The following is an 18,950-nucleotide window of genomic DNA, read 5'->3' as shown; positions in this document are numbered from 1 at the left end:
CCCCTTACCTCTCTTTATATTTACTCATAAGTTTTTCATAAAAATTAATTATTTCTTCTTCTAATTTGTCTATACCCGAAAGATCCTCATTTGGAATATTATATTTCATTTTATATAAATTTTGAAATATTTCTTTATCTTTTACTTGAGAAATAGGTACTCCATTTTTTACACAAGAATAAGCCTTTTTATATAATACTTCTATAACCTTAAGCATTTTATATTGTTTTTCTATAGGTACATAAGTATCATCTTTATGATATGCATTTTGTTGTAAAAATCCTACTTTTAATATTTTCGCTACTTCTAAAATAAGCCTTTGATTATCTGGTAATACATCTTCTCCAACTAACTTTACTATTTCTTGAAGTTTATTTTCCTCGAATAATATTCTAAGCATTTTTCCTCTTAATTGAAGCATCTCTGGTGAAATATTTTCTTCATACCAATCTGTTAGCATAGGTATATATCCACTATAACTTGTCAACCAATTTATTGCAGGATAATGTCTTGAATATGCAAGCTTTCTATCTAAGCTTAAAAAAGCACTTACAAATCTTTTTGTATTTTGAGTTACAGGCTCAGAAAAATCTCCTCCTGCTGGTGATACAGCTCCTATAACTGTTACAGATCCTTCTGTACCATTTAGATTTTCAGTATATCCTGCTCTTTCATAAAATTCAGCTATTCTTGATGGTAAATATGCTGGATATCCTTCTTCTGCTGGCATTTCTTCAAGTCTACCAGATATTTCCCTTAAGGCCTCCGCCCATCTGGAAGTAGAATCTGCCATTATAGCTACATGATAGCCCATATCTCTAAAATATTCTGCTATAGTTATACCCGTATATATGCTAGCCTCTCTTGCTGCAACTGGCATATTAGATGTATTAGCTATAAGAACTGTTCTATTCATAAGAGAAGTATTGGTTTTAGGATCAATTAGCTTAGGAAAGTCTTCTAATACCTCTGTCATTTCATTTCCTCTTTCTCCGCAACCTATATATATTATTATATCTGCATCTGACCACTTAGCTAATTGATGTTGAGTCATAGTCTTTCCTGTACCAAATCCCCCTGGAATAGCAACAGTTCCTCCTTTAGCAATAGGGAAAAAACTATCCAATATTCTTTGCCCTGTTATAAGTGGTGTGCTAAGTCTTTTTCTTTCCTTAATAGGTCTGGGATTTCTTACTGGCCACATTTGATATAATTTAAGTTCATAAATTTCTTCTGAATTTTTTAATTTAACCACAGTGTCTTCTATGCTATACTTACCGTTTTTATTAACCCATATTACTTCTCCATTGATGTTAGGCGGCACCATGATTTTATGAGTAATAAGTAATGTTTCTTGTATCTTTGCATATACATCTCCGCTTCTTAGCTTATCCCCTTCTTTTACAATAAGTTCTACATCCCATTTTTTATTGCTGTCTATAGATATCAAGCCTATTCCTTCCTGAATAAAACCATAATATATGTCATTCATTTTTTGGAGAGGTCTTTCTATACCATCAAATATATTTCCTATAATCCCTGGTCCTAACTTTACAGAAAGAGGCATTCCCGTAGAAAATATTTTTTCTCCTACTTTAATTCCAGAGGTTTCCTCATAAACCTGTATTGTAGCAATGTCCCCTTCTAGTATAATTATTTCACCTATAAGCTTTTTCTCACCAACCATTACCATTTCTCTCATCTTAAAATTTGCCATGCCTGTTCCCTTGACTACCGGTCCATTTATCCCTACAATAATCCCTATACTTTCCAACATTACCCCTCCTTAACTAAGAGCTTCTGTAACTTTTATTCCTACTTTTTCTTTATAATTATGAACTTTATTTAAGAGAGTATTATCTATTCTATATTTCATATCCTTATCTTGAAGAATAAATCCACCTATTACATCCTCTTTAGTTTCTTCTATTGATACATTGCTATTTAAAATTTTACATTTAATTTCTTCTTTATACTTTTCATAATCCTGTTTATTTAAATAAAGTATAAACTGGTCATTCTTAAATTGCGTAAGAGCTAAATTTATCTCCTTATATAAATATTTTTTATAATCTTCACATTGAGTATATTCTTTTAATTTCATTATTAATTCTTCTAACAAACTATCTATCATATTTTCTTTTAGCTTTAAAATATCTTTCTGTTTCTCTATCTTAGCCTTTGAAATTATTTCTCTTTTTTTTACTTCAGCTTTCTTTTTTATAGCATTTATTTCACGTTCTCTTTCTTTATTTACTTTATCTTCTTCATTTCTGAGAATTTCTTCTTTTTCACTTTGAAAAGCTACAAATTCAGATTTTAATTCTTCATCTATTTTATCAAAAACTATTTTACTAAAAAGTTTTAACTTATCTTCTATAGTAACCATATAATCACCTCAAATCTTAAGCCCTATAGCATCTTTTATATACCCAAGAATCCAATCTCCTTCTTTTATACTGCCATGTCTATCTGGTATCTCTATAATAAGTGGTAAATATTTTGATAGCTTAATTTCTTTTACTCTATCTTCTATAAGAAGGGCTATTCTTTCTGTTAACACTATTATCCCTATATTCTTATCCTTCAATAATTGATCCAATATAATTAAAACCTCTTCTCTTGTATGCACTACTTTTCCTTGTATACCAGCTATTTTTAATCCAACTAAAGTATCTATATTATCACTTATTAAATAAGTTTTCATATTTAGTCAACTCCTTACATAGAGTTGTACACCTCCGCCTCTAAATTAAATTTTTGATAAAATCATAATAGAAATGATTAAACCATAAATTGCTATACCTTCGGCAAGTCCAACATATATTAAAGTTTTACCTAAAATCTTAGGATCTTCAGATACTGCTCCTAATGCAGAGGAACCAACAGCACCAACAGCATAACCTGCTCCTATAGTAGCAAATCCAGTACACAAAGCTGCTGCTATATATCCAAGTCCTGTGGCTGTACCCAAAGATGCATCTCCTGCAGCATGTACAATATTAGGTATCATAAATATTAAAGCAGCACTAATTGCAGGTATAAATACTGATAAATTAACTTTTAACGCCTTCTTTATTTTCATTTTTCCTTCAATATCCTCTTTAGCCCTTTTTACAAATCCATAAGTTATTGTTCCAATGGCTATTATAAAAGTAATTATTAACATATAAATCATAATACTACCTCCAATTTATTATTTATCAAGGCCTATAGGATTAAATTCCAACCCTGATCCTTCATAATATTTACTAAATAATTCATAATATTCAAGTCTTAATCCTTGTATGAAGACAATTAAACCTTCCAATCCTATTATTACTACATTTCCAAGAACATACATAAATACACTTCCAAAACTATTATTTATCATTTGAGCCATAGAAGCGAAAGCAATAAATAATCCAACATGATTCAATGCAAAAGCTCCTACCCTTATGAATGATACAGTATTAGAAAACATGCTTAATAAAGTTTCAACTACTCCAAAGCAACCTTCTATATAATAATCATTCTTACTTTCCTTATAGAGAGGTCTTTTCTTCATTATAAGATTAGCTAAAGGTTGTTTAAACACCATTAATAAAAGCAGCCCTATAAATAAAATAACCCATGCATTTGTATTCATAATATGAAATTGATTAATTTTACTTAAAGCAAAGGTTATTAATAACACATAGAATACTAAACCAACTAATCCATCCTTTCCAAAAACACCATTTTCTAAATCTCCTTTTTTAATATTATTTACCAAACTGTATAAGAAGCCTATTATTAAAAGCAACGAACCAAAAGCTATTGCAGTCAGTAATACTTCTTTTATATTTTCCATTGGTCTTACTAATAATGGCTCTATAACATCTTCAAAACCAAAAACACTTCCATACAATAATCCAAATATACTAGAACTTATACCAAGTCTAGCTAATATACCGCCATAATTGTTTTTTCCTTTTTTATACTTCAAATATAATCCTGCAAAGAAAAATACCAATCCCTGTCCAATATCTCCAAACATGGCTCCAAACATTACCATATAACTTATTGCTAAAAATACAGTAGGATCAGATTCACCATAAGTAGGTATTCCATACATATTTACCATAGTTTCAAAAGGTTGTACTATAAAATTATTTTTATACTTAGTCGGCGGTATTATATCTGTCTGTATTCTATCTGCATTTTTTTCTATAATAATTATTTTGGGATCAAAATGCTCCATTTTTCGCCTAATTTTAGGTAACATACTTTGTGGTGACCATCCACATAGATAAAAGAAATCTTTAGTATGAGCTATATCTTCTTTTAACTTTAGTGTAGTTTTTTTCAATTGAAAGCTTCTTCTAATTATTGCTATTTCTTTTTTATTCTTTGCATATATTTCTTTTAAAGTATTTTCTGTTTTTATTATTTCTTTATTAACTTTATTCAAATCATCTTCTATTTTTTTTAGTATCTCAGATGGAGTTCCTAAATAATTTTTAGGCATTTGTAAATTTTTGCAATTTAATGATTTAAATATTCTATCACTATCATTTCTTAGAATTTTTGGTGTAAATATTACAACTATTACATGTTCTTTGTCCTTATATGGACTCATAACTATAGATGATATATTTTCATAGTTTGACTCCAGTTTTGTAAAATTATCTTTAGATATCCTATAAACTTGCATATAAAAATTTCTTACATTTATTAATTCGTCTGCTGTTAAATTTACTTCTTTTAAATACCCTATATTTTTCTTATATTCTTCTAGTTTTTCCTTTTCTCTCTGATATGCATCTAATTGTTCGTGCAAATTTTCAAATTTTTCGACAATTAAATCTAATCTTTTTTCTAATTGTTTTCTATCTAAAATCAATTCACTATCTTTAACATTATCATCTTCTTTCTCTATAATTTGTTCTAATTTTTTTATCTTAATGTTAATTTTAGAATAGTCTTCTTCACTTACATAAGGTCTTACATAGCTAAAATCAATTAGGGCCTCTAGATTATTCTCTGTAACAGAAATAGTAAAATTATTACTATTTATTTCATCCATAGCATTTACAGGATGAAGAGCTTTAGATAAAACCACATATTCAGCTACTTCTTCTAAAATGTCCATCGGCCCTATTAAATTAACCATAGTCATTTTTTCAATTGACACAAAATCACCTCTCAATTAGTAATGGTCACATACCTAAAAGCTTCCTCATTGCTTATACTATATCTCTTACTTTCTATTACAGATACTATATCCCTTATTTGAAGTAATGATAATTCTAGATAAGCAATAACTACAGATATATTATTTTCATGTTTTTTTCTATATTGAAGATATAAGTTTTTTAAGTAGGTTAAAATATCCCTTTCTACTAGATATTCATTTTTCTTGCCGTAGGCAAAAACATTTTTATAGTTAGTTGTTCCTATAATTCTATAAAATTCATCCATATCTTTCGAATAGCATAACTCCTTCAATGTGTTTACATTTAATTTATAACCATCATATATAGTATAATTTAATAATTCTTCTGAAGTTATTTTATAATATTTTTTCCCTCTAAATATCCATTGAACATTTAACAAATCACTATATATGCCTAAAAATTTGCTCATTATTTCCCTATCTTCTTTATTAAGCTTTTTTATAAGTTTTCTTAAAGAACTAAAATAAACAAAATCCAAAGTTGTTTCTATTCTAAAAAGCCCTTCCTCTGTAATAGAATCTATAACATGATTTAAGTGCTTATAATATTTAGTATCTTTCAACGCTTCAACTACTTCTGGTATGTCTTTAGCATTCATGAGTTTATCATAATCTATCTGAGTTAACGGACTTTTATAGGCCATTAGTGATTCTATTTCTTCTTTATCTTTTCCTATAAATTTTCCTCTAAATATATTTTTTAAATCTTCAACTTCAAATCTGATAAATAATATATTAAATAAATTCTTATAATCTCCACTAAAATAATGGCTTAACTTATAAAAATTTTTGATATAATATTTTTTTAAGATATATTCCAGCTCACCTCTATGAATATCTTCTATGTTATATTCTGATAAAGCATTATTGTACGCTGTGTCATCTTTTAAATATCTAACAGCATCAAGATAATTTTTACTTTCTATAATTCTGTCAAATTCCTCATCGTCTAAAAGATTTCTTTCTAATGCTTTTACTTTTGTATTTACTGCAGCATATTTTGCCATACCACCCATACTTTCATTCCTCCTTAGAGGAATCTAAAATATCCAACATTATTTCTTTTATTATCTTTTCTTTTGAATCTTCAAATTTCTCACGCAATATAGCAATCTCCTCCTCTTTCTTATTTCTGAAAACTTCTGCTTCTTTATAAGCTTCTTCTAAAAATTGTTTATTAATTTCTTCTCGAAATTTTTTTACCTCTAATTCCTTATTTAAATGTATAGTCTTTATCCTACTATTCAGTTCTTCCTTTTCCTTTTTTATTTCTTCTTTTTTATTTTGCCTAAATTTCTCTGCATCTTTGTCTATTGCTATTATTTTTTTAATAGTAGTCTCCAAATTTATCACCTCTATTTCTAAAAATTTAATTTTATATATTAATATTGCTATATATGATATAGCCATTTTACATCTTATAAAAATAATTGCAAAATTCAAATTATAGAGATTATTAAAGATATATATGGATAATTATATATATTATTGAAAAAAGTGCCCTAAATCCAATTATATTACTTTTTACAATTTGTTTAAAATATTTTCTGTTTGTAAATATTGTTGATAAAACGTTAAAAATTGTTAATATGAAAAAAGCATTGATAAATTTCTTCTTTTTAAAATGTATATTAACCACCTAAACCAATATAAATAATTGGAAAAATATTTATTATCTATTCCATTAAAACGCTTAAACCAACTACCTAACTCTTTTGTTAACACCTTAATATTTTCACTATTATCTACATTAGTGTTTTTTATATGTTTTTTTCTAATCTTTATTTTATGAATAGTATTTAATTTATCTAATATTTTTGACATTATTAAATTATTGTTTGCCTTAAGACTATTATGTTTACATAATATTGAAAACAAACTATTAATATCTTTTGTTATTTTTTCTAAAACACCACTTCCAATAACTCTTCTTACAGCATCTAATATTTTATGCCTCCAAAAAAAAGATGTAGATAAATTTATTCCAACTATCTCTGCGCTTTTTCTTAGTGAATATCCTGATATCATGCATTTTATATATTGTAACCATAACGTAATAGATTTTTTTGTATATGATATGGTTGAGTGTGTATAATCAGAAAAACTTTTCCTACAATCTTTACATATATATCTCTGCTTTCCATTATACTTTCCATTTCTAACAGTGTTATTAGACTTACAATGAGGACAAATTTTTATATTAGAATCAATATTTTTATCTTTTTTATTCATATCAATATTAATACCTTTATCTAATCCTAATATACCTTTCAAATATTTATGTAATAGCTCTTGTTGATGTTCATTTAACTTATTTATTTCTTCTATTAAGGTTGACAAAATTGTAATGGACATACTTAATTACCTCTTAACTTATATATTTCTATTATTTTTTAAGTATACCATATATCAACATTTTTTACAAACAGGTTTTAGATATATTTCTTGCAAAAGATTAATAATCTTATTTAACACTATCTCATTAACTCTCATATACTAAATTATGATTTTATTGTTAATTACCTATATAGGGAGTGAATTATTATGAATAAAGTTGAAATAAAACATATATATATGAATTATCACTCGCTTAAAAGCTCAACTATAGCGTTAAACAATATAAATTTCTCTGTTAAAGATGGTGAATTTTTAAGTATAGTAGGCCCATCAGGTTGTGGTAAATCAACAATTTTAAATATTATAGCTGGTTTACTAAAGCCATCCTCTGGTGAAGTATATATAGATAATGAATTAGTAGATAAAGTGTCTCCTAAAGTTGGATATATGTTTCAAAAAGATCAATTATTTGAATGGCTAACAGTTTGGGAAAATATATTGATAGGAATAAAAATTCAGCATAAATTAAATAATGAAATTAAGGATAAAATTAATAATTTATTAAAAAATTATAATTTATGGGATTTTAAAAATCATCATCCCAGTGAATTATCTGGAGGAATGCGACAAAGAGTTGCTCTTATTAGGACTTTAGCTTTAAGCCCAGAAGTGTTACTTCTAGATGAGCCCTTTTCTGCTTTAGATTTTCAAACTAGACTTAATGTAAGTGATGAAATTTATAAAATTTTAAAAAAAGAAAATAAAACAATAATTATGGTAACCCATGATTTATCAGAAGCTATTTCAATGTCTGATAGAATATTAGTCCTTTCCAATAGACCAGCAAAAATAAAAAAAGAGCTTAATATTAATTTTTCTCTTGAATGTAATTCTCCATTAAAGTGTAGAGAAGCTCCTGAATTTAGGGGATATTTTAATGAATTGTGGAAGGAGCTGAATTCTTAGTATGATAGATTTTAAAAAAGAACATCAAGAATATATTATAAATATAAAAAGAAAAAAAAATAAAATAATCATAACAAGAATATTAATACTTATAATCTTTTTCTTACTTTGGGAAATTGCTGGTAATTTAAAATGGATTGACCCTTTTTTGACTAGTACTCCATCAAGAATGTGGAAAAGCCTTGTGCAAGTATATAATGAAGGTACCTTATTTACACATATATGGGTTACATGTTTTGAAACTATATTAGGATTTATTTTAGGCACAATTCTAGGTACTTTAGTTGCAATATTGTTGTGGTGGTCTGACTTTTTATGTAAAGTATTAGATCCATATTTAGTTGTATTAAATGCCTTACCCAAGGTTGCCTTGGCTCCTATAATAATATTTTGGGTAGGAAATGGTAAGAAAGCTATTATAATTGTTGCTCTTTTAATCTCAATTGTAGTAACTATAATAAGTGTTTTAAATGGTTTTAATGAAGTTGATGAAGATAAAATAAAACTTTTGAAAACCTTTGGTGCATCAAAATGGCAAATATTAATTCATCTTATAATTCCAGCTTCTATACCAACTTTAATATCTGCTCTTAAAATAAATGTTGGTTTATCCTGGGTTGGAGTCATAATGGGAGAATTTCTAGTTGCAAAAGAAGGACTGGGTTTCTTAATAATTTTTGGAGGCCAAATTTCTCAATTAGATATGGTTATGATGAGTATAATAGTGCTTTCTGTTATAGCATATTTAATGTATGAAGGGGTAGCTATTATAGAAAAAAAGTTTAAAGTAAATCCTTAATTTTATGAAATTTATGTATAATAAACAATAATCTGGTTAGCATTTAAATGGAATATTCTTTAATAAAAAAAATATATTTTATTAAAGCTTAAATCTTCTATTAAAATACTAAAGGAGGATTACAGATGAATTATTTTCAAAAAGCAAATGATTATTATAACTTAAAAGATTATAAAAAAGCTATATCTCTTTATCAAAAATCTATCCAAGCAAAAGAAAATGAAGCTGCTTCCTTGTATAACTCAGCAGTTTGCTTTATAAAATTAAAAGACTATAATCAAGCTATTCCTCTATTAAAAGAAGCTATTTATTTAAAAAGAGAAAGTAAATACTTCTTTAATCTTGGCTACTGTTATGCTATGTTAAAAGACAATAGAAAAGCTTTAATATATTTTAATACAGCTTGGTCTTTAGATAATGATGATAAAGATTGTGAAAAAGCTATTAATTTAATTGTAAATAATTACAAGAAAAAAAATATTTAAAAGTTTGTGAGGAAAAATTTCTTCACAAACTTTTTTTATAAGATAAATTCTATATGCTATTATATTATGTATTTAACTTAATAATAAATTATATCACCATTCGCCAGCAATGCTAGAATCCTTGTGATCTAAATCAAACCTTTTACTATTAAAATAATTTCCCCCTTTGTAAAAAGTCGTATCTACATTTATCCATTTATTTTCCTCTGCTATATACACTTGATTCCAAGCATGGCTTACCCAACTAACTCCATTGAAACCTTGTCCCGTAATTAATCGTACTTTTAAATTATTTGCTCTACACATAGCAACATAAAGACAAGCATAATCAAAACAAATTCCCTTCTTGCTTTGAAAAGTCCATATAGCACCAGATTTTACCTCAAAATCATTATTTAATACTCTATTTGCTTTATCATGATCATAAACTATGTTACTTCCTATCCAATTATATATTATCTTAGCTTTACTTTTGTCAATACTATCTTTTTGAACTAAGTCTCTAGCAAACTCATCTATTTCTTTATTTGATTTTACTCCTTCTCCTAAAGTAACTCCATTGTAATATACTATAGTTCTTCCTTTATTGTTCTTATCAGAAGAATTTTTATAATAATTATTCTCCTTAACCACTATTTTAAAAGAATTATTGATTATATCTGGCAACTTTCTAGCTAATCTAGAGTTTGTAACAGGTATAACAACTTTTTTACATATATAATTATAGGTTTTAGAGCTTTCTAAATATTCATTAAAAGCTTCATTACTATAAAACATAGATACTATATTCAATAATAAAGTAACAAATAAAATATATCCTAAAGCTTTAGGCAGTTGAAATAAAGCTCCTATAAAACTTCTAAATATGTTTCTTTTCTTCCTTAGATATGATTCTATATGGTCTAATACAGGATATAATGTTATATTATTTATAACATAAAAAATAACAAAAATAATCTTGTATATTAAAAGCATTATTAATGGAATTAACACTAAATATATTATAAAAGGTTTGTCTTCTAAATATTGAAGTATATCCTTTGGAATATAATTATATATTATTTTATATATTCCACTGTCATGCTGAAAAAACAATTTCTTTCCACAATATATTCCTAAAAAAAGGGCAGCAATAAAAGAAATAGTTTTATTAAGTTCTTCTATATCAATTTTCAAATCATTTGAAGAAAACTTTAATAAAAATCCTTTTATTAAAGGATAAATAAATACTAAGAATAAAACTACAGTTATAGGATTCACCTTAGACATTAAAACCACCCCTTTATGAGTACTATATTAAAAATCATTATTTATTAATTTATTTAATACAGATTTTGCATCTTCCCAATTGTATCCTTTTCTAATAAGAAAATCCCCTAATTTTTTATATAACTTTTTTTTATCATTTTCTCTTCTTATTAATTGATTATATTTGTTTTTTGCTATTTTGTAAAGATTTTCCATTTCTATATTTGAATTTATTTTTTCTAATTTACTATTAATTATATTCTCATCTATTCCTTTTTGTAGTAGTGAATACTTTATTTTATTTTTACCCTCACATCTTAATTTTTCTTTTATATACATATCAACATATTTAGAATCGTCTAAAAAGGTATATTCTCTAAGGAAATTCATAACTTTTTCTATGGTTTTATTTTCGTATCCCTTATTTAATAACTTATCATAAATTTGCTTTTCAGTTTTATAATTTTTTTCTATAATTCTTAAAGCTTGATTTTTACATTTTATATAATTATCTTCTTCTATTATTTTTTCTATATACAAAATATCTATTTTAAATCCTGCCTTTAAATTAAACCTATAAACAATTTCAGCACTACATGCGAATAAAAACTCTTCGTCAACAAATATATTAACTCTATCCTTATTTCTTTTTTGCATCTCTATTTTAGTTATTATATTTTCTATATTATTTAAGTTTTGATTCAAAATGTACCTCCTAAAATATTGAAATTTTACTCACTTTTTAAAATATGAACTGTTGGATTAGTTAATACTACTCTACCTACTTCATATATATCTTCTCTTTTTATGCTATCAAGTTTTTTCATATCATCAATAAATGCATATATGTTTTCTCCATCTATCATCTGATGAAGAATATAATTACTTAAATCTGTGCCATCTTCTAAAGTAAATGCTACTGCTGTTTTCAATACCTTTTTCATTAAATCTATAGTACTATCATCAAATAAAATTTTTCCCCTTTTTATTTCTTCTATACAGTTATTAATTACTTTAATGCTTTCATTTACATTTTCTTCTCCTACTGCAGTATATAAATATAAGCATTTAACTTTATCAGTAGAGTCTAAACTTGTATACACATCATAGGCGAGTCCTTTTTCTTCTCTTAACTTTCTAAATAAAATAGAATTAGCACTATCTCCTAATTTATGATTTAATATTTTTAATGCCAGTTCCCCATTTTTATTCAAACCATGGAATGTAAATAGATACAATATAGTACTCTGCTCTATATCCTTTTTATATGAAGTGAATGTTCCTGAAATATTATTTTCCTCAATTACAGTATTCGGAATAAAATTTCTTTGTGTCCAATCTTGAAAATACTTATTTATAAGTTGCTCTATATAAGAATGATCATAAGGTGATACTATGGAAATATAGCAATTATTCGGAATATAATATTTATGATAATAATTCAGCAAAGCTTCTCTATTAAAAGAATTTAAATGTTTTTCTGTTCCTAATGCATCATATTTTAAAGGACTATTTTTAAAAGCTAATTCATTAATTCTCTTGAAACTATAATCCTCTACATCATCTTTGCTTGTCCTTATTTCTGCTAATATTACTCCTCTTTCTTTTTCCAATTCCTTTTGAGGAAATATTGAATCTCTTACCATATCACTTAAAAGTTCAATAGAGTTTTCGATTTCCTCCTTTAAAGCTGTTATTCCATATACTGTACAATTGTGATCTGTATAAGCATTGTATTCTCCAGCTAAAGTTTCTAAATCATTATTCAATTCTTCATTACTTCTTTTATTAGTACCTTTAAACAACATATGTTCTATAAAATGAGAGATTCCTCTTTCAGTACTTTTTTCATATAAGGAACCTACTTTAACTCCTAAATGAATAGAAAAAATCTGTGTATCTTTTTTTACAGAAATTAATTCTATTCCATTAGATAATTTATAACGTTTTGATTGGAACATTAAATCTCTCCTTTAAATAAAATTATTGTACTTAGATTATTATAATTTATATTTAAGTGAAATGGAAATGAATATTTATATTTAATTTGTTTGACTTATATATAAAGTTGTATTAAACTATAAAAAGGCTAACAATGAAAGCCAAGACAGTTCGTAACCATCCTGTCTCAAAACAAAACTATGGAGGTAATAAAATGAAAAAAAGAACTAAAAATCTTACATTGGCTGCAGTTATTGCTTCAATGTATGCAGTGATAACTATATTTTTAACTTATTCTATGAGTTATCAAGCATCTCAATTTAGAGTTGCAGAAGCTCTTACAATCCTACCTTTTTTCACTCCAACTGGAATATATGGATTGTTTGTAGGTTGTATAATAGCAAATATATTAAGTCCTGTTGGTCCATTAGATGTTATTTTTGGCTCTCTTGCTACTTTAATTGGAGCATTAATGACGTATTATATTGGTAAAAGTAACTTAAGATTCAAAAAATATATAGCCCCTTTACCACCAGTAATTATAAACGCTATAGTAATAGGATTTTTATTATATTATACCGCAAAATGGCCATTGTTTATTACAATGTTACAGGTTGGATTAGGTGAATTACTTAGCTGTTATGGATTAGGCCTACCTCTATTATTGGTTATTGAAAAAAATAAGGAACTGCAAGAAATTTTTTGAAATAAAATAATTAACCTTGGTTATAGTTTGTTAATAAAAAGGCAGCAGATATACTGCCTTTATTTTAATTATTACTTAAAATAATTATTACTTAAAATAATTATTACTTAAAATAATTATTTTAAAACTCAATAAAAAAATATAAATTACAAATAATAATTTATATACTTATATAAAAGAAAGAGGAATGATAATATAATGAGAAACACAACATTTTTAGATTTAGAACTTAATAAAGACGTATTAAAAGCAATTGATGACATGGGATTCGAAGAACCTTCTCAAATACAAGCTGAAGCTATTCCTGTAGTGTTAAGTGGTGAAGATATGATAGGTCAGGCTCAAACAGGTACGGGAAAAACTTTGGCCTTTGGTGCACCTATAATAAGTAATATTGACAATAATGTTAGCGGAATAAAGGCTTTAATTTTAACTCCTACAAGAGAATTAGCTATTCAGATTACAGATGAATTAGGAAGATTATCAAAATATACAAAAACTCGACTACTTCCTATCTACGGTGGTCAGCCTATTGACAGACAAATTAAATCATTAAAAAAAGGAATAGATATAGTAGTAGGTACTCCTGGAAGGATTCTAGATCATATAAATAGAGGAAGTATAAAACTTAATAATTTAAAGTATCTAGTATTAGATGAAGCGGATGAAATGTTAAATATGGGATTTATTGATGACATTGAAACTATAATAAAAAATACTAATGATACTAGACAGACTCTACTATTTTCTGCTACTATGCCTAATGCTATCAAAAAGCTTGCTTCAAAATACATGAAGAAAAATCCAAAACATATATCCATAATAAAAAGTACAGTAACTGTTGATAAAATCAAGCAATTTTATTTTGAGATAAAAAATAAAGATAGATTTGAAACTCTTTGTAGAATTTTAGATTTAGATGAACCTGCTAGTGCAATTATATTCTGTAAAACTAAAAGAGGTGTTGATGAATTAGTCGAATCAATGCAGATGAGAGGATATAATGTAGAAGGCATGCACGGAGACATGGCTCAAAACCATAGAATAAATACTCTTAAAAAGTTTAAAGAAGGAACTTTAGATTTTCTTGTAGCAACAGATGTGGCCGCAAGAGGAATAGATGTAAAAGGAGTATCGCATGTAATAAATTATGATTTACCTCAAGATACAGAATCATATGTCCACAGAATAGGTAGAACTGGTAGAGCGAATACTGAAGGTATAGCCTATTCATTGGTAACTCCAAAAGAGTATATGGTTTTAAAAGGAATTGAAAAGTTTACAAAAAGTAAAATTAAAAGAAAAGATATACCTACATTAGATGAAATACTAGAATCAAAATATAAAACATTAGTAAAAGATATTAGAGTTACTATAGAAAATGATGATTTTAAAACCTTTATTCCTATAGCCATGGAATTAGATGAAGAATTCAATCTAGTAGATGTAGCTGCCGCTTTAATGAAAATGAATTTTGAAGACAAATTAAGCTATGAATATACTGAAAACTCCATATCCTCTTGTAGTTCTGTGAGATTATTTTTAACTATTGGAAGAATGGATAAAATTAATCCTAAAAAGTTACTAGAATTTTTAGATGATACCGCTAATGTAAGTTCTTCAAGTATAGGTAATATAGATATACTTGAAAAATTCTCATTTATAAATGTAGATGAAGATGTAGTTAGTAAAATTTTAAATAATATAAATGGTAAAAAGTTTAACGGAAGAAAAATTAAAGTAGAAATTGCTAACAATAAAAAATAAACTTATCCACATTATTAACTTTTAAATATGTGAATAATAAGAAAACATCCTTCTTTTAAAAGGATGTTTTCTTAGTTTTCTAATTTTCTAAGATAATGATTTATTTATTATTATCAGCCTTATATAATCTATAGTCTACATTGGGAAATATATTATCTAATGTTTCTACTTCATTAAGCCATTTTTCATCTACTACTTTCTTTGTTAATTGTTCATATAATTTATTAAATCTTTCTATATGAGAATTTATTCTTCCTATTGCATATTGAACTGTAGTATTATTTTTAATTATAAAAGGCCAATCAGAGGACTCTGCTAGCATGAGCTCTCTGGCAGCTTGTTGTAACATTCTCTTCTCTAAATCATTAGTAGATTTATAAGTATTAGCTAATCTTATCATTTTTTCCTCACAACTATGAATATCTCTATAAATCCAATCATTAGATTGATTTAACCAAACAGAATAATCCCCATTTTCTCCCCAACTTGAAGGGCATGGCCTACTGCACTGAACTAATGGATTCTCTTTTAAATAATTATAAGGTGTAGTTAACTCATAGCATATCCACTTTTCAGAAGACTTTTTTATAAATTGATAAATAAAATCAGGTCCTTCAAACCACCAATGTCCAAAAAGCTCTGTATCATAAGGACACACTACAATAGGAGGTTTATTCATATTTCTACTTATGGTATTTATCTGATTATGTCTACTATTTGCAAAGTGTTCACTATGTTCTATTACTCGTTCCATAGCTATTTTTCTGTCATAATAATCTTTATTATCAGTTTTACCTGTAACTCTATAATATTTAATTCCAGTATCTATTCTTATGCCCTTTTTATCTATATATGGATATATATAATCCATAGGTAATTCATAACCTATATCCCTGTAGAATTCCCTATAATTATAATCTCCAGGATAACCGTTAAATCCACTCCAAACTTGATGGGAAGATTCCTCATCTCTTCCAAAACAACATATTCTATTAGCTGTTGCTATAGGTGCGTAAGTTCCATATTGTGGTTTAGGTGAAGCATTTGTTACCCCTGTACTTTCACTTATAAAATATTTTATTCCTGCTTTCTCTAAAACGGTATCTAAAGAATAAGTATAGGCACATTCCGGTAACCATATTCCTTTAGGTTCATGTCCTATAGACTCTAAATAATATTTTACTCCTGTATCTATCTGAGCTTTTACTGCTTCAGGATTAATTTGAAGAAGTGGTAGTAATCCATGAGTAGCAGAGCATGTTATTATCTCTAAGTTTCCTAACTTATCAAATTTTTTAAAGGCATTGATTAAATTATAATCATAATTTTTATATATAGAGTAAATGTTGTTTAGTCTTTTATTATAAAACTTAGCTATTTTATTTAATTTTTTATTTGATTTAGTTCGTATAATTTCTTTTTCTGACAATTCAATAGATTTTTTTAAATAAATCATATACTTATCATTTAAATAAGAATCTTGAAACATTGACATTAAAGTTGGAGTTATAGACATAGTTATTTTAAAATTTATATTCTCATTAACAAGTTTATCATATACTTCTATCAATGGAATATAACACTCGCTCATAGCCTCAAAAAACCATCTCTCTTCTAATGCATCTTCTTTTTCTGGATGCCTTATAAATGGCATATGGCTATGTAATACTAAAGCTACATATCCTTTTTTCATATATATTCCTCCATTTAGAATAAGGTATTTTATATTTTTATAAACCTTTTTTTCATTTATTGTCATCAAAAATATCTATATAATAAACTCTCTTATCTTCTGATTGAGATTTTCTAGGTGTAGTAACTATATTAGAAATACAAAAAGTTACAAAAGAATTATCTGGGAGCACTCTTCCTATTTTTACATATAAATTCATAGGAGCTTTATCTAAATGTATATACCAATTATTAGCCAATGGATGCATAAAGATAGTTTCTAATTCAGTGACTATATTATTATTTATACAATAAATTTTTAGTGCTGGCTTGGAATTAATCATGGCATCTTCTCCATATTTATCTTGAAATTCTTTTAAAATTATAGGAGAAATATGAAAATAGCAAAAAACAATATTAGCACTTTGTACCATAAGTATTATTTTAGATTTATCTACCTGTAACATTAAACTCACCTCTTTCATATAGTCATAAAAACCATTCGCACTACCCTATTTTATTCTACAAATGTTTAAAAATTCCTTTACTTTATATATAATAATAGGTATAATCAAATTCAAAACTTTTTATACTAACAACAAACACATGGAGGATAACAATTATGTCTAAAGTATCATTTAAAGGAAGTGCTATGCTAACTCCTGTTCCCATGGCTCTAACAACTTCTAAAAATAAAGAAGAAAAAGATAATGTATTCACCGTAGGATAGATTAAAACTGCAACCCAAATATAAATACAGTAATAAATTGGAGGAAATGCATGAATAAATTAAATTTTAAAGGCAGTGTAATGTTAAATCCTACTCCTGTAGTTCTTGTTACTTCTAAGAACAAATCTAATAAATTAAATGTCTTTACAGTAGGATGGATAAGTACTATATGCACTAAAGAGCCTATTATAGCAATGGGAATTAGACCAGAAAGATTGTCTTATGAATATATTAAGGAAAGTGAAGAATGTGTTATCAATCTTCCCACAAGAGATATGGTCAAAATTGTAGACTATTGTGGTGTTGTCTCTGGTAAAAAACAGGATAAAATTAAACATTTAAATATTAAATTAAATAATGGTGTTAGTATAAAAACACCTTCTATTGATATTTCACCCATAGCTTTAGAATGTAAATTAAAATCTATTACCCCTTTGGGTACACATGATTTATTTTTATTTAAAGTTGTTAATGTAAAAGTTAATGACGATCTAATAGATGAAAAAGGTAAAATACACTTTAACAGAGCTAATCTTATATGTTATAGTCATGGTGAGTATTATGGATTGATTTCAAAGCCACTTGGTTCTTTTGGATATTCAGTAAAAAAGAAGTCTAAGAAAAAATAATATTATTTGCTTTAAAACTAATTAGAGAAATCATGATTTCCCTCAGGCTGTTGATAAACATAATTTGTCAACAGCCTGAGATCTGTTAAGAACTATTTAGTTTGCAAATGTTGTATTTTTAACTTTCCATTTTTCTAGGGCTATTCCTAACCAAAAACCATATATGCCCAGAGTAATTAGAGTTAATAAGAACCACTTAACCCAGTTACCAAATAACCCTAATGCTGTTCCATTAAATTTTAACCTTCTTCCATTAACAACTGTATGATTTATTTTCCATCCAAAAACCATACATAAGGCCCAATGATAACATATGCCTAATGTAAATATTGTTATGAGTGCACCTAATAAAGTCCATGCAATAAGTTCTAATAAACCACCATCAAAATATGATTCCGAAACTGTATTTGTGTTTATATTTAAAGCTGTGTTTTCCATAGTATTCACCTCCTCGTATAATATATATTTCTACAT

The 18,950-nt window shown here is 26.5% G+C and carries 20 protein-coding genes; 6 read left to right on the top strand and 14 right to left on the bottom strand.

The genetic code is table 11. The features are described 5' to 3' along the window. Positions 1-4: 4 nt before the first annotated feature. The 8 genes from J2Z24_RS15985 to J2Z24_RS15950 all read right to left on the bottom strand — a co-directional run bounded on the left by J2Z24_RS15985 (position 5) and on the right by J2Z24_RS15950 (position 7,552). Positions 5-1,777 (bottom strand): V-type ATP synthase subunit A, encoded by a 1,773-nt coding sequence (locus tag J2Z24_RS15985; RefSeq protein ID WP_035150676.1) that lies wholly within the window; start codon positions 1,775-1,777, stop codon positions 5-7. A 9-nt stretch (positions 1,778-1,786) separates the two neighbouring features. After that, positions 1,787-2,389 carry a V-type ATP synthase subunit E gene (locus J2Z24_RS15980; protein WP_035150678.1) on the bottom strand — a complete coding sequence of 201 codons (603 nt, stop codon included), beginning with the start codon at positions 2,387-2,389 and terminating at the stop codon, positions 1,787-1,789. A gap of 9 nt (positions 2,390-2,398) precedes the next feature. Further along, positions 2,399-2,707, bottom strand: a complete 309-nt coding sequence (locus J2Z24_RS15975; RefSeq protein ID WP_035150680.1) for a V-type ATP synthase subunit F — start codon at positions 2,705-2,707, stop codon at positions 2,399-2,401. A 45-nt stretch (positions 2,708-2,752) separates the two neighbouring features. Beyond that, positions 2,753-3,178: an ATP synthase subunit C gene (locus tag J2Z24_RS15970; RefSeq protein ID WP_035150683.1), complete on the bottom strand. Its 426-nt coding sequence runs from the start codon at positions 3,176-3,178 to the stop codon at positions 2,753-2,755. A gap of 18 nt (positions 3,179-3,196) precedes the next feature. Next, positions 3,197-5,155 (bottom strand): V-type ATP synthase subunit I, encoded by a 1,959-nt coding sequence (locus J2Z24_RS15965; RefSeq protein WP_035150685.1) that lies wholly within the window; start codon positions 5,153-5,155, stop codon positions 3,197-3,199. Positions 5,156-5,166: 11 nt separating this feature from the next. Beyond that, positions 5,167-6,213 (bottom strand): V-type ATPase subunit, encoded by a 1,047-nt coding sequence (locus J2Z24_RS15960; protein WP_035150687.1) that lies wholly within the window; start codon positions 6,211-6,213, stop codon positions 5,167-5,169. Positions 6,214-6,217: 4 nt separating this feature from the next. Then, on the bottom strand, positions 6,218-6,541 hold the full coding sequence (locus tag J2Z24_RS15955; protein WP_156950264.1) for a hypothetical protein: 324 nt from the start codon (positions 6,539-6,541) through the stop codon (positions 6,218-6,220). 240 nt (positions 6,542-6,781) lie between these two features. Further along, positions 6,782-7,552, bottom strand: coding sequence for an IS1/IS1595 family N-terminal zinc-binding domain-containing protein (locus tag J2Z24_RS15950; RefSeq protein WP_051593397.1), 771 nt, complete (start codon positions 7,550-7,552; stop codon positions 6,782-6,784). Between the two features lie 189 nt (positions 7,553-7,741). On the opposite strand from J2Z24_RS15950, the gene J2Z24_RS15945 reads away from it, so the two are divergent. The 3 genes from J2Z24_RS15945 (at position 7,742) to J2Z24_RS15935 (ending at position 9,784) form a co-directional block, all read left to right on the top strand. Next, positions 7,742-8,500, top strand: a complete 759-nt coding sequence (locus J2Z24_RS15945) for an ABC transporter ATP-binding protein (protein WP_035150692.1) — start codon at positions 7,742-7,744, stop codon at positions 8,498-8,500. 1 nt (position 8,501) lies between these two features. After that, positions 8,502-9,299, top strand: coding sequence for an ABC transporter permease (locus J2Z24_RS15940; RefSeq protein WP_035150694.1), 798 nt, complete (start codon positions 8,502-8,504; stop codon positions 9,297-9,299). A gap of 125 nt (positions 9,300-9,424) precedes the next feature. After that, a complete protein-coding gene (locus J2Z24_RS15935) occupies positions 9,425-9,784 on the top strand; it encodes a tetratricopeptide repeat protein (RefSeq protein WP_035150696.1) in 360 nt (119 codons plus the stop codon). A gap of 93 nt (positions 9,785-9,877) precedes the next feature. On the opposite strand, the gene J2Z24_RS15930 is transcribed toward J2Z24_RS15935, so the two are convergent. From J2Z24_RS15930 to J2Z24_RS15920, 3 genes are read right to left on the bottom strand one after another with little or no spacing between them, the layout of a single operon-like run. Next, positions 9,878-11,053 carry a transglutaminase-like domain-containing protein gene (locus J2Z24_RS15930; RefSeq protein WP_035150698.1) on the bottom strand — a complete coding sequence of 392 codons (1,176 nt, stop codon included), beginning with the start codon at positions 11,051-11,053 and terminating at the stop codon, positions 9,878-9,880. Between the two features lie 27 nt (positions 11,054-11,080). Beyond that, on the bottom strand, positions 11,081-11,737 hold the full coding sequence (recX, locus tag J2Z24_RS15925) for a recombination regulator RecX (RefSeq protein ID WP_241392983.1): 657 nt from the start codon (positions 11,735-11,737) through the stop codon (positions 11,081-11,083). Positions 11,738-11,763: 26 nt separating this feature from the next. Continuing rightward, on the bottom strand, positions 11,764-12,993 hold the full coding sequence (locus J2Z24_RS15920) for a M16 family metallopeptidase (RefSeq protein WP_035150700.1): 1,230 nt from the start codon (positions 12,991-12,993) through the stop codon (positions 11,764-11,766). 194 nt (positions 12,994-13,187) lie between these two features. Here J2Z24_RS15920 and J2Z24_RS15915 point away from each other — a divergent pair, with 194 nt between their 5' ends. Together J2Z24_RS15915 and J2Z24_RS15910 are read left to right on the top strand one after the other, a co-directional pair. Then, complete coding sequence (locus J2Z24_RS15915; RefSeq protein WP_035150702.1) at positions 13,188-13,679, top strand: QueT transporter family protein; 492 nt, start codon at positions 13,188-13,190, stop codon at positions 13,677-13,679. Positions 13,680-13,877: 198 nt separating this feature from the next. Further along, entirely contained in the window at positions 13,878-15,446 is a 1,569-nt protein-coding gene (locus tag J2Z24_RS15910; protein ID WP_035150704.1) for a DEAD/DEAH box helicase, read from the top strand. A gap of 100 nt (positions 15,447-15,546) precedes the next feature. Here J2Z24_RS15910 and J2Z24_RS15905 read toward each other — a convergent pair whose 3' ends face one another. Further along, the gene (locus J2Z24_RS15905) at positions 15,547-17,139 is read right to left on the bottom strand and encodes a glycoside hydrolase family 57 protein (RefSeq protein ID WP_035150753.1); all 1,593 of its coding nucleotides are present in this window, start codon (positions 17,137-17,139) and stop codon (positions 15,547-15,549) included. 52 nt (positions 17,140-17,191) lie between these two features. Continuing rightward, positions 17,192-17,584 (bottom strand): DUF4912 domain-containing protein, encoded by a 393-nt coding sequence (locus tag J2Z24_RS15900; RefSeq protein ID WP_085059145.1) that lies wholly within the window; start codon positions 17,582-17,584, stop codon positions 17,192-17,194. Between the two features lie 313 nt (positions 17,585-17,897). Here J2Z24_RS15900 and J2Z24_RS15890 point away from each other — a divergent pair, with 313 nt between their 5' ends. Continuing rightward, positions 17,898-18,476 (top strand): flavin reductase family protein, encoded by a 579-nt coding sequence (locus J2Z24_RS15890; RefSeq protein ID WP_035150705.1) that lies wholly within the window; start codon positions 17,898-17,900, stop codon positions 18,474-18,476. A 96-nt stretch (positions 18,477-18,572) separates the two neighbouring features. Here J2Z24_RS15890 and J2Z24_RS15885 read toward each other — a convergent pair whose 3' ends face one another. Further along, entirely contained in the window at positions 18,573-18,914 is a 342-nt protein-coding gene (locus J2Z24_RS15885) for a YjgN family protein (RefSeq protein ID WP_051593398.1), read from the bottom strand. Positions 18,915-18,950 lie beyond the last annotated feature (36 nt).

The sequence above is a fragment of the Clostridium tetanomorphum genome, from assembly GCF_017873215.1.
GTDB classification, from domain to species: domain Bacteria; phylum Bacillota; class Clostridia; order Clostridiales; family Clostridiaceae; genus Clostridium_AO; species Clostridium_AO tetanomorphum.
Note: the sequence above shows the minus strand (reverse complement) of the source record. Positions and strands in the feature narration are given on the sequence as shown.

What these genes read in the sequence shown, in the direction of transcription:
- J2Z24_RS15985 (WP_035150676.1), bottom strand. Translation starts at nt 1,777, where the DNA reads ATGTTGGAAAGTATAGGGATTATTGTAGGGATAAATGGACCGGTAGTC.
- J2Z24_RS15980 (WP_035150678.1), bottom strand. Translation starts at nt 2,389, where the DNA reads ATGGTTACTATAGAAGATAAGTTAAAACTTTTTAGTAAAATAGTTTTT.
- J2Z24_RS15975 (WP_035150680.1), bottom strand. Translation starts at nt 2,707, where the DNA reads ATGAAAACTTATTTAATAAGTGATAATATAGATACTTTAGTTGGATTA.
- J2Z24_RS15970 (WP_035150683.1), bottom strand. Translation starts at nt 3,178, where the DNA reads ATGATTTATATGTTAATAATTACTTTTATAATAGCCATTGGAACAATA.
- J2Z24_RS15960 (WP_035150687.1), bottom strand. Translation starts at nt 6,213, where the DNA reads ATGGGTGGTATGGCAAAATATGCTGCAGTAAATACAAAAGTAAAAGCA.
- J2Z24_RS15950 (WP_051593397.1), bottom strand. Translation starts at nt 7,552, where the DNA reads ATGTCCATTACAATTTTGTCAACCTTAATAGAAGAAATAAATAAGTTA.
- J2Z24_RS15945 (WP_035150692.1), top strand. Translation starts at nt 7,742, where the DNA reads ATGAATAAAGTTGAAATAAAACATATATATATGAATTATCACTCGCTT.
- J2Z24_RS15940 (WP_035150694.1), top strand. Translation starts at nt 8,502, where the DNA reads ATGATAGATTTTAAAAAAGAACATCAAGAATATATTATAAATATAAAA.
- J2Z24_RS15935 (WP_035150696.1), top strand. Translation starts at nt 9,425, where the DNA reads ATGAATTATTTTCAAAAAGCAAATGATTATTATAACTTAAAAGATTAT.
- J2Z24_RS15930 (WP_035150698.1), bottom strand. Translation starts at nt 11,053, where the DNA reads ATGTCTAAGGTGAATCCTATAACTGTAGTTTTATTCTTAGTATTTATT.
- J2Z24_RS15920 (WP_035150700.1), bottom strand. Translation starts at nt 12,993, where the DNA reads ATGTTCCAATCAAAACGTTATAAATTATCTAATGGAATAGAATTAATT.
- J2Z24_RS15915 (WP_035150702.1), top strand. Translation starts at nt 13,188, where the DNA reads ATGAAAAAAAGAACTAAAAATCTTACATTGGCTGCAGTTATTGCTTCA.
- J2Z24_RS15910 (WP_035150704.1), top strand. Translation starts at nt 13,878, where the DNA reads ATGAGAAACACAACATTTTTAGATTTAGAACTTAATAAAGACGTATTA.
- J2Z24_RS15905 (WP_035150753.1), bottom strand. Translation starts at nt 17,139, where the DNA reads ATGAAAAAAGGATATGTAGCTTTAGTATTACATAGCCATATGCCATTT.
- J2Z24_RS15900 (WP_085059145.1), bottom strand. Translation starts at nt 17,584, where the DNA reads ATGTTACAGGTAGATAAATCTAAAATAATACTTATGGTACAAAGTGCT.
- J2Z24_RS15890 (WP_035150705.1), top strand. Translation starts at nt 17,898, where the DNA reads ATGAATAAATTAAATTTTAAAGGCAGTGTAATGTTAAATCCTACTCCT.
- J2Z24_RS15885 (WP_051593398.1), bottom strand. Translation starts at nt 18,914, where the DNA reads ATGGAAAACACAGCTTTAAATATAAACACAAATACAGTTTCGGAATCA.